The sequence below is a fragment of the Stenotrophomonas sp. STEN030 genome (assembly GCF_056759995.1).
Genome location: NZ_JBRREB010000019.1, coordinates 1 through 14,047 on the forward strand (window position 1 = coordinate 1; position 14,047 = coordinate 14,047).

Below are 14,047 nucleotides of genomic sequence, written 5' to 3' on the forward strand. Positions count from 1 at the left end.
GCCGATGCCACTTCCGCCCCCTGATCAACTGCAATCTGATGGTTCAGTTGCTTCGCGGCTGACGCCGCTCCCACAAGCTCACCCGCGGACTTACGCACTGCCTGCGGCCAGAGATAGAGGCACTCCATCGTCACCGAGGAACTGCGGTTGTACGACGGATGCGAGTCCTTGACCGCCCCATGCACCACCTTGGACGGACGTATTGGACATAAATGGTGCTGGCAGTTGCGACAAGAAACCCGCACCGCAACTGCCAGCCCTGCATCACCAGCCCAGCTTCAAACCTACCTGACCGGTGACGTCGCGATGACCGTCACCACCACGTTGGTAACCCACTTGACCCCAGCCGCTCCAGCCCTTGCCCAGTTCCAACTGCGCGCCTGCCTTGGCTTCATACACGCTGCCTGGCAGGTCGTGGTTGAGGCGCTCCTGGTCCATCATCACGCTGGCACTTGCCCCGCCCGACCACCAGTTGATCGCCACGAAAGGCTGCACACGGTTGTGCTCGTTGCCAAGCTCACGACCGTACAAGCGTGCACCCACGCGCGTGGTGGTATCACGCAGCCTACGGTTGCGCACCAAGGTGCCATTGGCTTCCCGCACATCATCGCTGCTGAAGCCGGTATGGATCACCTGCACCTGCGGCTCGATGTAGACGCCATGGCGCTTGCCCGCATGCAGCTGGAACGCCCGGCCGGTTTCCAGTGACAACGACCAGGAGCGTGCGTCGTACTGCTCACGCCCGAGATAGCTGCCCTTGACCGTATTGTCGAAGCGCGCGTACTGCGCAACTACGTCCACATACGTCCCGGGTGCGCCATCAGCCTGCTGGAACCATGTCCCGTACATGCCCGCCATGCTGCCTTTCACCGTGCCGGTGGCGTGGTGATGGGAAACAAGTGACATGGCCTCGGTAGTAGCACGGCCATAACCACCCGTCACGCCGATGTGGACACGGCCCTCACCCACGGCGAGCCGCTTTTCCGCACCCAACTGGACAACATCGGTCTGCATGCGCAGATCGATCTGGCCGCTGACAGTTCCCGCATCCAGCGTGCTGGTCTGGGTGCGCGCCCACACTGCATGGCCGTGATCGTCGGTGTTGCCAGCATTGAGATGCTGCTCGCCGACACGGTCGTGCATGGTGCTGCGGAACATCCGCAGTGCGGCGATCTGGTTGCCCAGGTACGCACCCGGCTCCGGCCGCAGCACCGGTGCCGGAGGAACCACTACACCGGGGTCTACCGGCGGCAGCGGGTCGACTGGATCGACTGGATCGACTGGATCTACTGGGTCTACCGGCTCTACAGGATCTACCGGATCGACAGGGTCAACCGGCTCGACCGGTTCTACCGGGTCAACCGGTTCTACCGGATCGACGGGATCTACCGGCTCTACCGGATCGACTGGATCGACTGGGTCTACCGGGTCAACGGGATCGACAGGATCAACCGGGTCTACCGGATCAACCGGATCAACCGGATCGACTGGATCAACCGGATCAACCGGCGGCAACTCCGAGCGCAGATACCAGCCACCGTCATCCGGTGTATCGCGACCGCCCTGATACAGCCAGTACTCATACAGACCGGCCACCGCGCGCCCCTGCATCTCGAACACGCCCTGCGATGCGCCATTCACCGCGATCAACTGAATGCCGTTCTGGGTCACGCCACCGGTGCCACCGACATTGTTCACCTGCAGCCAGCTGTGACCACTGGTATCACCTTCGACCACCATCCGGTCGGTCAGCGAATCATCGCCGCCCAGCGCGGTATTCATCTGCAACACGCCGCCATTGCCGACGTAATCGCCATGCACGGTCAAGACCGTACCTGGCACTGCGTCGGCTCCGCCAAACGCGACCGTACCGGCTTTATCCAGACTCGCGATACGCTGGTTGAAGCCACCCAGCTGCAACTGCGCGCCGTCGGCTACCAGATGGTGCGAGGCCGCGCTGAGCGCACCGGCCGAACCAGCCCGCAAGGTGCCAGCCAGCACCGAGGTGGCGCCACGATAGTCGTTCTGCGCCAGCAGCGTGGTCACGCCATCGGCCAGCGAATTGAGCGCCAACGAACCAGTGAGCTTCGGCGCGAACGCGGTCACATCGGTGTGATTGAAATTGACCACGGCCACGCCATCGCCGCCTTCGACCACGATCGCATCCAGCAAACCAGCCATGCCACCGTTGCCGATGTTCAAGGTGCCACTGGAACCTTCCGCTGCGGCCAGCAGCAGGTTGTCAGCGACAACCTGGCCACCCTCGGCAATGGTCAACACGCCATCACCCGCAACACCCACGTTCAAACGTCCCGCATTGCTCCAGGTTGCATCTGCACCGGTTACGTTCACGATGCCTTCGCTACCGGCGAGGTGACCCAGCGTTGCGCTGCCGCTGCCGACCGCACCACCAGCTGCGACGTCGAGCATGCCCTTGCCAGCTTCACCGATGGAGAGGCTGCCCGTGCTATCCCAGCGTGAATCTGCACCGGACACCGTCGCACTGCCTTCAGAGCCCGCGAACATGCCCAGCCAGGCATCACCATTGCTTACCGTACCGCCGGCACCAACGTTGAGCTTGCCCTTGCCGCGACCACCAACACCAAGATTGCTGCCTGCATTGAAGCGCGCATCTTCTCCAGCAACCGTGACCACGCCTTCACCAGAGGCGAGTTGCCCCAACAACACATTGCCACTGTTGACCGTACCGCCTGCGCCGATGTCCACCTGGCCCTGGCCGGCTTCGCCCACGGTCAGGTTGCCGGCGTTGGTCCACTGCGCATCCACACCAGCGACCGTCACGCTGCCCTGGCTACCCACGAACTTGCCCACCGTGCCGGAAGCACTGTGTACGCTGCCGTTCTCGGCGATGCTCAATTCGCCCACGCCATACGCACCGACCGTCAGCCCGCCGTCGGCATGCAGCTCGCCACCGTTGGATACACCAACGAACCCATAACCAGAGGAAGCTCCGCCTAACGTCATCTGCCCGCCGGCCGACACCCTGCCGGCGCCAACAACTTGCAACACGCCCATGCCAGCTTCGCCCACAACGAGATTGCCAGCGTTTTCCCAACGTGCATCTGCACCGGACACCGTCGCGATGCCCTCGCTGTCGGCAAACATGCCCATCCACGCATCGCCGTTGCTGACCGTACCGCCTGCACCAACGTTGAGCGCACCTGTGCCGCGACCGCCTATGCCAAAGTTGCTGCCCGCGTTAAAACGTGCACCTCTACCAACGACTTTGACGGTACCTTCGCCACCGGCGAACTGCCCCAGCAACACGTTACCGCTATTGACCGTACCGCCTATGCTGACAGCCAAAGTACCGCTACCAGCCTCACCCACGGTCAGGTTGCCGGCGTTGGTCCACATCGCTCCCTCACCGTAAACGATGACAGAGCCAGTGCTGGAACCCGCCTTGCCCAGGGTGGCTGATCCAGTTTCAACGCTGCCCTTCTCGACGGCCAACAAACCAGTGCCGTGCTGACCTATGGTCAATCCACCGGAACTCAGGCCACCACCATCAGCAACGTACAGCTCGCCGCTGCCGTTCTCGCCAACAACCAAATTGCCCGCATTGCTCCAAAGCGAATCTTTGCCGTTGACGCCAACCACGCCGAAGCCATGTGCATGGCCACCCAGACTAGCGGATGCACTTGCGACAGTACTGCCATCAAAAATTTGGAGGTGGCCATTACCCAGCTGGCCTACAGTCAACTTCTCACCGGCAATCATGCTGCTGCCATACAGATAGGCGTTGCCGGTGCCGGCTAATCCCACAATGATCTCCCGCCCTGCCAAGACGCTCGCACCGCCATAGAGTTCCAGTTCACCGGTACCATCTTCGCCGACCACCAGGCTGTCCGCGTTGCTCCACCGTGCATCTGCACCGGTTAGCGTCACGCTGCCGTAGCTGCCAGAGAACTGGCCTATCGAACTCGAAGCGCTGTGAAGGTTGCCTGCATCGGTGATCCTCAGGTAACCCAAGCCATACACAGCCACAGTCAACTCGCCATCAACGCGCAGCGTGCCACCACTGAGGACGTCGACATTGCCCGTACCGGAATAGCCCAACATCATCTGTTCACCCACTGAAACGCTGCCGCCATCGGCAACGCTCAAAGCCCCCTCCCCCTCATGTCCAACATACATAGCGCCTGCATTCGTCCATTGAGCATCGCGCCCGGACACGGATGCCGATCCTTTTGAAGGGAGCCAATCGCCCAAAAAGGCAAATCCGCTGGAAACATTTCCGCCGGCACCAACAGTCAAGGAGCCCGACCCATTCATGCCTATATCCAACCCACCGGTTACGGCCAGTTTCGCGCCATTGGAAACATGAGCACTCCCCAGGCCGGTCCACATATCCCCCAAAATGAGATGCCTACCTACTGACACACTGCCACCATCGGTGATCAACAGGCTGCCTTGGCCCCGGATTCCAATGCTCATATTCTGGGAGTTGCTCCAATCTGCCGCCTGGCCCGAGACAACAACAAGACCATCAGCAATACCGCTGACGCCTAGTTCAGCAGACTCGGAAACAACGGTGCCGCCCGCACGGATATCAAGTCTTCCTTCCCCGGAATCGCCAATCGTTATGCTGCGGCTGGAAAGAAGTGCGTTGGACACATCCGCCCACCCCTTACCATGGCCGGTAAAATCTCCAAGAGCTACCTCAAAATATTCCGCCTGGACGCTGCCGCCATCGGCGATGGTGATCGATCCTTCACCCACCTCACCGACACTAATCCATCTCCCGGATAGATGACCGCCATCGGTCACCACCGCGTGGCCGCCAACGCCCCCCAACATCATGCCTGTTGTAGCGTCAATGACGCCGCCATCAGTAACGGTCACACGACCTGTCGCCTGGTCGCCTACAAGCATGCTAATGCGGCCATCCATGCGTAAAACAGATCCGGCTCCCGAAACAAAGATCTCTCCGTCCGAGTCAGGAGACTCCCCACCAACACTAATATGTCCGTTGGCCAGCATAGTGCCGCCATTGGTGATGCTCAGCTTACCCTTGCCCTGATATCCAACAACAAGTTCGCCCTGACTTAACCAATGGCCACCGCCGTCGACATTGACAACACCCTCCGATCCCTGGCCATAGCCAATGAATGCCCAGTCGTCGGTGATGACGCGGCCACCATCGGATATATCGAGCGCAGCGCGTGAATTGCCCCCCACCATGAAGTGGCCGCTATTGCGAAACGTCGAATCCAGGCCACGAACTGTGAGACTTCCGCTACTTCCGGCACCATCACCGACAAAGCCAGCACCCTGATTCCAGACACTGCCGCCATCATCGATGAGCAGGGATCCCTTGCCGGTATAACCGATCGACATCCAGCCATTGATGCTCAGCGACGTACCCCGCCCGCTCACGACGACGGTACCTTCTCCGGCTTCCATAGCACCCGAAGTCGTTACGCCGATCAGCAACGGCGATGCAGCGGGCATTTCGATCCCCTCGGAGATCCACAGATTACCAACGCCATTTTTGCCGACTTCCACGGTTTCACCCAACTGCCAGGGATAGGACGGCGAGGCACCGGAGACGTGATGGTCCCCGTTCAAGGCGATCGCCATCGCCGGGCTGGCGATACAAGTCGCGATCCCAGCGGCAATTGCAGAAATCCCGCGTGTACGACGCCCACGCCGTGGCGCCAGCTCCGAGGCGACCGCACACTGCCCGGTTTGAGGGTTGCGGATAATGCGGAAGATTCGATTCATGCCAGCGTCACTCAAAGAAAGTGCGCGGATGATCAGCGGCCTGCAGCCGCGCTTACATCAGACAAGTCTCAAATATGAAACCAGCTGCTTTTTCACTTGGGAAACGCCCATTTTTGCCGCCAAACTGAACTAATGCTTCAGTCTTCAAGCGGTGCTGGCCGCTTGTGTACTAGCCCTCGCGCAGTCCGCATCGACAAAAAGTCACGGGGTTGCGCTGGCAGCATTGATTCCAATCAATGAGAATTATGTTTCACCGGATTGGCTACCAGTACACGCCTGGATTGCCACGCACGCCATTGGCGCAACGCGCTTCAATAGCTTTCGTCGCCACGTCCGCGGATGCGTGAAGCCTAATGAAAGAAGACCGGCGATGTGAATCATCGCCGGTCTTTTGCTGTGCCGGGGTAATGCGTGTGCAGCAGGAGCTACTTCCGCAATCGCTGCTAATTGCGACTTGGTGGTTCGCTGGCTTCGCGGCTTACGCCGCTCCTACAACAAAGCTGGTGGCGCTTACTCCTGCTTTGGCTTCAGCAGCAGGTCCTGGAAGTCGAAGCTGAAATCGGTCAACGAGGACACTGCCTGCATCCGTACCTCACGCACCTTGCCATCCGGGTCCAGACTGAAGTTGACGAAGGCATCGGCGTTGAGCGAGCGGTTGTCCCAGCGCACGATGAAAGTGTCGTGCTGCCAGTGCTCCATCGTGCCGACCAGATCGGCCGTTGCACCAAAGCGCAGGCGTAGCTTGCCGCCTTGCTGCTCGACGAACACATCGCCGTACCAAGCATCGCGATAGGTTCCCGCATAACCAGACAGCGGCAGTGAGGGCTTGCTCTTGGCATCTCGCGCAGCCACATGCTTGTTCCAGCCTTCGTCGGCATTGCCCTGTGCCTTCGCTACGCCAGCCGCATACGCAGCCACCCAGTCATTGCCCTGCGCGCCGAGCATGGCATCTAGCACGCTCATGGTGATCGCGTTGAAAGCGGCACCGGACTCCTGGTTGGTCAGCACCACCACACCCAGGTTCTGTTCCGGTACCAGGGTCAAGCGCGATACCTGGCCCGGCCAGCCACCGGTATGCCAGACCAGCTTCTGCCCGCGGTAGTCGCTCAGGCTCCAGCCCTCGCCGTAGCCGGCGAAGTTCGGCCGTGCCGGCGCCAGCTCAGGCACCGACGGCTTGGGCACCACCTGCGGAATCTGCATCTGCCACATCTGCTGCTGGGTCTTCTCGGTGAACAACGGGGTGCCATCGGCGAGCTTGCCTTCGGCCAGCTGCACGTTCATCCACTTGGCCAGGTCATGCACGCTGGAATAGATGCCACCGGCACCGGCGTTGTTGGACCAGGTCAGCGGTGGCACCGGGCGCAGGTCCTTGAAGTCGAACTTGGCGTGGCCAACGGCGGCCTTGTCACCCGGCTGCAGATGATCGGCGTTGTAGCGGGTTCCGCTCATGCCAACCTTGTTGAAGACGCGCTGCTGCAGGAAATCGGCGAACGACTGCCCGGATACTTTCTCGATCACCTGCTGGGCGACCGCGTACAGGATGTTGTCGTAGGCGTAGCGGTCGCGGAAACCGTTCTTCAACGGCACCTGCGCCAGTCGCGCGACCACTTCCGCATTGCTGTAACGGGTGGTCGGCCAGAACAGCAGGTCGCCCGCGCCCAGGCTCAAGCCGCTGCGGTGCGAAAGCAGGTCACGGATGCGCATCTCGCCGGTGACATACGGGTCAGACATGCGGAACGACGGCAGGTGATCGACCACCCGGTCATCCATTTTCAGCTTGCCCTCTTCGGCCAGCAGGTTCAGCGAGGTCGCAGTGAAGGCCTTGGTATTGGAAGCGATGGCGAACAAGGTATCGGCCTGCACCGGCTCGGGCTTGCCCAATTCACGCAGGCCCCAGCCGCGCTCCAGGATCACCTTGCCGTCCTTGACCACGGCCACGGCCACGCCCGGCACATCGAACTGCTGGCGCACGCGCTCGACCGTGGCATCCAGCTGCTGCAGCTCCGTTGGCACTGCCTCCTGTGCGGAAGCCATCGGTGCCACCACGCCCATCGCGAGCACCAGCCCGCCACCCAACCAACTATTCAAAGTGCTCTCCCTTGGTGTCGATGCCGGCACAAGACCGGTCTTCTCGCGATGGTAACGCGAGCGCGCCCACCCTCGCCTTTCCGCAGCTGCCCGCAAGCCACCATGGACCTCGCCGCCCGCACCACTGCCACCATCATTCCCTGCCTGCGCTACCGCGATGCACCGGCTGCCATCGATTGGTTATGCAAGGCGTTCGGCTTCCAACGTCATGCGGTGTACCAGGACGGCGACGTGGTTCAGCACGCGCAGCTGGTGTTCGGCAACGGCATGGTCATGCTCGGCTCGGTACAGCCCGGCGAATGGGGCAGCAACACGATCCAGCCCGACGAGGTGGGCGGCATGGAGACACAGAGCGCCTGCGTGATCGTCAGCGATGCCGACGCGCACTACGCCCAAGCCAAGGCGGCCGGCGCCGAGATCATCATTGATATAGCCGATCAGGATTACGGCGGCCGTGGCTATGCCTGCCGCGATCCGGAGGGTCACCTGTGGTGGTTCGGTAGCTACGACCCGTGGGCGGCAAGCGTGTAGTGCCGAGCCATGCTCGGCAGGGGCCTTACAAGCATCCCCAGCTGTAGTGCCGAGCCATGCTCGGCAGAGGCGTTACACGTAGCGTCTGAGATTGCCGGTAAGGCCCCTGCCGAGCATGGCTCGGCACGACCTTGTGCGGTTACATTGCTGGCTTCGCGGCTTACGCCGCTCCCACATGACATCGGGGCCTTGTTTTGAACGATCTATTTGCGAGCGCGCCGCATACGCCCGGTGTGCATATCGGCATCGGTGGCTGGACCTATATGCCATGGCGCGGCGGTACGTTCTATCCGGTCGGACTGGTGCAGCGGCGTGAGCTGGAATTCGCCAGCCAGCAGTTGACCAGCATCGAGATCAACGGCACCTACTACGGCGCGCAGAAGCCGCATATCTATGCGGCGTGGCGCGACGCCACGCCCGAGGGTTTCGTGTTTTCGGCCAAGGCGCCCAAGCGCATTGTCACTGCGCGCAAACTCGCCGGCAGCGGCGGGCAGATCGAGGACTTCATCGATGGCATCAGCCATCTCGGCGACCGGCTTGGGCCGCTGCTATGGCAGTTCGAAGCCGGACGCACGCTGGATCGCGAGGATCTCGCCGCCTTTCTGCACTTGCTGCCGCAGCAGGTCAATGGCCGCCGCCAGCGGCATGCCTTGGAAGTCCGTGACCCAAACTGCTTCGATGCCGAGCTGGTGGCGCTGATCCGCCAGCATGGGGTCGCATTGGTTTATACCGACTCGGCGGCCTATCCCAACGCCGCCGATCTGTCAGGCGACTTCGTCTACGCACGCCTGATGGGCAGCCGCGACGAGCACGCTACCGGCTATCCGGCCAGTGAACTTGGACCATGGGCCGATCGCGTCCACCGCTGGCGCCAGGGCGAAGACGTGGCCGAACTGCCGCATCTGGCCGCGCCGTTGGCGGCCGCCGCGCCGCGTGAGGTTTTCCTCTACTTCATCAGCGCCGCCAAGCACCGCAATCCGTCGGCAGCACGCGAACTGCAGCGCTTGATCGACACAAACTGAAGCCGGCAGCACGGCGCTACCAACCCGCATCGGCGACAATAGGCCGATGCCTACCGACGACACCCGCAAAGCCCTGTTGCAGATCCACTTCTGCGTTCTGCTATGGGGCATCACCGCCATTCTTGGCAAATTGATCACCCTGCCCGCGCTGCCTCTGGTGTGGTGGCGCATGTTGCTGGTGGTGGCGATGCTGGCACTGCTGCCACGGGTGTGGCGCGGCCTGTCGGGCCTGAACCTGCGGCTGGTGCTGGGCTATGCCGGTATCGGTGCACTGGTGGCGCTGCACTGGCTCACGTTCTATGGCGCGGTGAAGCTGGCCAATGCCTCGGTTGCCGCGACCTGCATCGCACTGGCACCGGTGTTCACCGCCATCATCGAACCGTGGATCGCGCGCCGTCCGTTCCAGATGCGCGAATTGGCGCTGGGTGTGGTGGTGCTGCCAGGTGTCGCGCTGGTGGTTGGCGGCGTACCTGATGGCATGCGTCTGGGCGTAGCTGTCGGTGCCGCGTCCGCATTGCTGGTGGCGCTGTTTGGCTCGCTCAACAAGCGCATGGTCGGCCACGCCGATCCGCTGACCGTCACTGCTGTGGAATTGGGCGCGGGCACCTTGACCCTGACCCTGTTGGCTCCGGTACTGCCGTTCCTGCTGCCCGCCCTGGCCAGCGATCTGTGGGTGCTGCCCAATCTGCACGATGGCTTGTTGCTACTTGCCCTGTCCGGCCTATGCACGCTGCTGCCGTTTGCCTTGGCACTGGTCGCACTAAGGCACTTGAGCGCCTACACCACGCAGCTGGTGACCAATCTGGAACCGGTCTATGCGATCGTGCTGGCGATGCTTTTCCTCGGCGAACAGCATGAGCTGACACCGCAGTTCTATCTAGGCGTGGCAATCATTCTCGGTGGTGTGTTCCTGCATCCACTGCTCAACCGCCTGCGGCCGGCGGCGGCAAGCGCCGGTTCGGCCTGATCGGCTGTTGATGGTGTAGCCCGACTCAGCTCGCTACCACCACTCGGTCGCGCCCCTCGGCCTTGGCCTGATAGAGCGCAGCATCGGCGCGCCGCAGGGTTTCGCCCGGGGCTTCACCGGCGCGGTGCACGGCCAGGCCGATGCTGACCGAAATAGGCAGGCCGATCGGCAGCAGGCCCACCGATTCGCGCAGGTATTCGCATTGCAGCTCGGCCTGCTGCAGTGGCGTGTCCGGCATCAGGATGACGAACTCCTCGCCGCCATAGCGCGCAGCCATGCCGCGCCCGGCGAACTGCGACTTCAGCACGCTGGACAGCTCGACGAGTACCCGATCACCTTCGTTGTGGCCATGGATGTCGTTGACCAGCTTGAAGTGGTCGATATCGACGATGGCTACCGCCGGCGGCACCCCACCTGCGCGTCCAATCGCTTCCGACAGCGCAGCAGACAGGGCGCGGCGATTGGGCAAGCCGGTCAGCGGATCAGTACGTGTCTGTTCGGACAGCTCAAGATTGAGCTGCTCCAACTGCTGGTAGTACTCAAGCAGGTGCGCCTCGTACCAATCATGCTCAGCCTGATGATGGTCGATCTCAATCCGCAGCAGGCGCATCTCCATCATCCGGCTGACCTGCCGCGACAGCGCGCGCAGCGCCTCGGCCTGCGGCGTGCCCAACTGCGCCGGCACCGAGTCGAACACGCACAGCGAGCCCAGCGCATAGCCATCGCTGCTGAGCAGCGGCGCACCGGCATAGAAACGGATATGCGGATCGCCCAATACCGACGGGTTACCACTGAAGCGCTGATCCTGGCGGGCGTCGGCCACCACCGTCAGCTCCTGCGGCTTGAGGATGGTGTGGGCGCAGAACGCTTCGTCGCGCGGGGTTTGTTCACCGTCCAGACCCTGCAGCGACTTGAACCATTGGCGGTCGCGATCAATCAAGGTCACCGCCCCCATCGGCGTGCCGCAGATGGTGCGGGCGATGGTCACCAGGTCATCGAACTCCTGCTCGCGTGCGGTATCCAGCACCCGGTAGCGCTGCAGCGCTGCAATACGTTCGGTTTCATTGGCAGGCAGGGCGGGCTTGATCATGCACGAGTCCAAAGCGGCAGGATGGAGAGCGCTGCAGAGTCTAGCTGCACCGCGCGCAAGGCGCGGTGAGCACGTCACATTTCACCACTGCTGCTGTTGCGGCAGCAGACCGTGCAGTTCCTGCTCACTCAGGTTGCGCCATTGGCCCGGCTTCAACGCACCGATCTTGACGTTGTCGATGCGCACGCGCCGTAGCGTGTTGACGCGGTAGCCGAACTCGGACGCCATCAGGCGGATCTGCCGATTCAAGCCCTGCTCCAGAATGATGCGGAAGCCATACTTGCCCAGGCGGCTGGTGCGGCACGGCAGCGTGGTCTCGTTGCGGATGCGTACGCCACGGGCCATGCCACGCAGGAATTCATCGGTAACCGGCTTGTTGACCGCTACCAGATACTCCTTCTGGTGGCCGTTTTCGGCACGCAGGATCTGGTTGACGATGTCGCCATTGCTGGTCAGCAGGATCAGTCCTTCGGAATCCTTGTCCAAGCGGCCGATCGGAAAGATGCGCTGCTCGTGGCCAATGAACTCGATGATATTGTCGCTGACCGCGCTCTCGGTGGTGCAGGTGATGCCTACCGGCTTGTTCAGCACGATATAGACATGGCGGCGGCCGGTGCTCTTCTGCACCGTACGGGCACGCAGCGGCTGGCCATCGACTTTTACATCGTCGCCCTCGCCCACCACCGCACCGGTACCGGCGACGATGCCGTTGACGGTGACGCGACGGGCGGAGAGCAGGCGGTCGGCCTCGCGGCGCGAACAGAAGCCGGTTTCGGCAATGTGCTTGTTGATTCGAATTGTCATGGGCGAATTATCCGCCATCGCCTGCGGCCGGAACAGCACGGCCGAATGGCTTGTTCAGGGCACTTCCTGAATATCGCGCGCATCCACCACCTGGTCGCGACCGCTGCGCTTGGCCTGGTACATGGCATTGTCGGCCCGCCGCAGCAGCCCGGCCACGTCATTGTCGCGGTATTGCAGCTCGGCCAGACCGATACTGGCGGTGACCACCAGGCCTTCGTGCTTGAGCCCGCGTGCCTGTACGGTGACCTTTTCGCGCAGTTGCTCCAGCCGCGGCCGCGCCGCATCGGCGCCAATTCCCGGCAGCAGGATCAGGAACTCTTCCCCGCCCATGCGGATCACGTCGCTGCGGCTGCGCACACCAGCCAACAAGGTGCCGGCCACCGATATCAACACCTGATCGCCGCCGTCGTGGCCGTAGCTGTCGTTGATCTGCTTGAACAGGTCGATGTCCAGGAAACCTATCGACAGCGGCAACCCGCCGGCCTTGGCCTCGCGCAGATAGTGGTCCAGCTGGCGCAGGCCAGCGCGGCGATTGGGCAGGCCGGTCAAGGTATCGGTATCGGCAAGCTCGCGCATCTCATCGCGCTGCTGGCGCAGCTGGCTGAGGCTGCGATTGAGTGAGTAGGCCGCCATCATCAAGAACCAGGTCACCGAGACCTGGATCGCCTCGACCCGGAATTCCACCAGCAGGCGGTTGTCCATCAGGTCGGCCAGCGCCATCACCAACAGCGGAATCGCCGCCACCAGACCGTCCAGCGCCTGGAAGTATCGCCGCCGCAAGGCAACGATGGCGATGCCTACCGAGGTCAGGCAGATCAGCGTGAACAGGTCGTCCAGCGCCACCGCCATCCACACCAACAGCGGCCAAGACATGAATGGTGCAGCTACCGCGACCAGCCCCAGCACGATCATCAGCCCCTGCATCCAGCGCCGCGAACCACGCAGCACTCGGCGGCCGCCGCACATGCGCCACAGCACCCAGCCCATCACCGCATAGCTGAGCGCCGACACCGAGACCATCCATACCGGCGCGTGACCATCCACCGGCAGCCATGGCTCGGGATAGCCACTGAGCCCGCTCAACACCGCCTGCCACACCACCAACAGCGCGCAGACCAAGGTGTAGACCAGGAAGTCACGCCCGCGCGTAGTGGCAAAGCCCATCAACGCAGACAAGGCCAAGGCCAGCGCAATCGCCACGCAGGCGGTACGCACCACCAGCCGCAAGGTGTCCTGCTGCTGAAGTGGGCTGGGTGCGGCGAGGTGCACGGTGGGAATCCAGCGCGGCTTCAGCGGCGACTCCCAGGCCACCCGGATCGGCTCGACCGTGCCCTGCTTGGGCACAACCACAAGACCTACGCCGGCACGGAAGCGCGAGTCGCGGGTACGGGCGTCCTGCATGTCACCGCAGACTTGGCGGTCACCATGGAAAATCATCACTTCGCCGGCAAACACGTTGAACACGCCCACGCCTTGCGGCGCGCCGGACCAACCGCCTTCGGGCGCAGCAATTTCAATGGCAGGGCGCATCCGCGCCAAGGCTTCGGCGCTGCAGGCACGCAAGGGGGCCTGTTCAGCGGTTGCGCCGCCAGCAATCAGGAAGTCACGCCCCCCCTGCAGCGGTTGGGCAGCGCCCAGCGAAGGCCACAACGTGAAGAACGCCGACAGCAACAGGAGCACGATCCATCCACGCCTTACCCTGCCAGCAACTGCCGCTCCCCCTTCTGCCATGAGCCTCCCTCTCGCGTTCCCCGACGCGGATGAGCGGCATTATCGCAATAACCCGCCGCGAGCAGT

8 protein-coding genes are annotated in these 14,047 nt (G+C 62.6%); 3 read left to right on the plus strand and 5 right to left on the minus strand.

What is annotated here, in order from left to right; all coding sequences use genetic code 11:
• Window positions 1-264: 264 nt before the first annotated feature.
• Together ACVOLR_RS08435 and ACVOLR_RS08440 are read right to left on the minus strand one after the other, a co-directional pair.
• On the minus strand, window positions 265-5,748 hold the full coding sequence (locus ACVOLR_RS08435) for an autotransporter outer membrane beta-barrel domain-containing protein (RefSeq protein WP_481536053.1): 5,484 nt from the start codon (window positions 5,746-5,748) through the stop codon (window positions 265-267).
• 510 nt (window positions 5,749-6,258) lie between these two features.
• Window positions 6,259-7,836: a serine hydrolase gene (locus ACVOLR_RS08440; protein ID WP_481536054.1), complete on the minus strand. Its 1,578-nt coding sequence runs from the start codon at window positions 7,834-7,836 to the stop codon at window positions 6,259-6,261.
• A 102-nt stretch (window positions 7,837-7,938) separates the two neighbouring features.
• Here ACVOLR_RS08440 and ACVOLR_RS08445 point away from each other — a divergent pair, with 102 nt between their 5' ends.
• The 3 genes from ACVOLR_RS08445 to ACVOLR_RS08455 all read left to right on the plus strand — a co-directional run bounded on the left by ACVOLR_RS08445 (window position 7,939) and on the right by ACVOLR_RS08455 (window position 10,356).
• Window positions 7,939-8,367: a VOC family protein gene (locus ACVOLR_RS08445; protein ID WP_481536055.1), complete on the plus strand. Its 429-nt coding sequence runs from the start codon at window positions 7,939-7,941 to the stop codon at window positions 8,365-8,367.
• 194 nt (window positions 8,368-8,561) lie between these two features.
• Complete coding sequence (locus tag ACVOLR_RS08450; protein ID WP_481536056.1) at window positions 8,562-9,389, plus strand: DUF72 domain-containing protein; 828 nt, start codon at window positions 8,562-8,564, stop codon at window positions 9,387-9,389.
• A 46-nt stretch (window positions 9,390-9,435) separates the two neighbouring features.
• Window positions 9,436-10,356 (plus strand): DMT family transporter, encoded by a 921-nt coding sequence (locus tag ACVOLR_RS08455; protein WP_481530599.1) that lies wholly within the window; start codon window positions 9,436-9,438, stop codon window positions 10,354-10,356.
• A 25-nt stretch (window positions 10,357-10,381) separates the two neighbouring features.
• On the opposite strand, the gene ACVOLR_RS08460 is transcribed toward ACVOLR_RS08455, so the two are convergent.
• The 3 genes from ACVOLR_RS08460 to ACVOLR_RS08470 all read right to left on the minus strand — a co-directional run bounded on the left by ACVOLR_RS08460 (window position 10,382) and on the right by ACVOLR_RS08470 (window position 13,930).
• On the minus strand, window positions 10,382-11,446 hold the full coding sequence (locus ACVOLR_RS08460; protein WP_481536057.1) for a GGDEF domain-containing protein: 1,065 nt from the start codon (window positions 11,444-11,446) through the stop codon (window positions 10,382-10,384).
• An 81-nt stretch (window positions 11,447-11,527) separates the two neighbouring features.
• Window positions 11,528-12,250 (minus strand): pseudouridine synthase, encoded by a 723-nt coding sequence (locus ACVOLR_RS08465; protein ID WP_481530601.1) that lies wholly within the window; start codon window positions 12,248-12,250, stop codon window positions 11,528-11,530.
• Window positions 12,251-12,304: 54 nt separating this feature from the next.
• Window positions 12,305-13,930 carry a GGDEF domain-containing protein gene (locus ACVOLR_RS08470; protein ID WP_481536058.1) on the minus strand — a complete coding sequence of 542 codons (1,626 nt, stop codon included), beginning with the start codon at window positions 13,928-13,930 and terminating at the stop codon, window positions 12,305-12,307.
• Between the last annotated feature and the right edge of the window lie 117 nt (window positions 13,931-14,047).

Excerpts from the sequence above, each read along its gene's own strand:
- ACVOLR_RS08465 (WP_481530601.1), bottom strand. The coding sequence starts at position 12,250 with ATGACAATTCGAATCAACAAGCACATTGCCGAAACCGGCTTCTGTTCG.
- ACVOLR_RS08445 (WP_481536055.1), top strand. The coding sequence starts at position 7,939 with ATGGACCTCGCCGCCCGCACCACTGCCACCATCATTCCCTGCCTGCGC.
- ACVOLR_RS08435 (WP_481536053.1), bottom strand. The coding sequence starts at position 5,748 with ATGAATCGAATCTTCCGCATTATCCGCAACCCTCAAACCGGGCAGTGT.
- ACVOLR_RS08455 (WP_481530599.1), top strand. The coding sequence starts at position 9,436 with ATGCCTACCGACGACACCCGCAAAGCCCTGTTGCAGATCCACTTCTGC.
- ACVOLR_RS08460 (WP_481536057.1), bottom strand. The coding sequence starts at position 11,446 with ATGATCAAGCCCGCCCTGCCTGCCAATGAAACCGAACGTATTGCAGCG.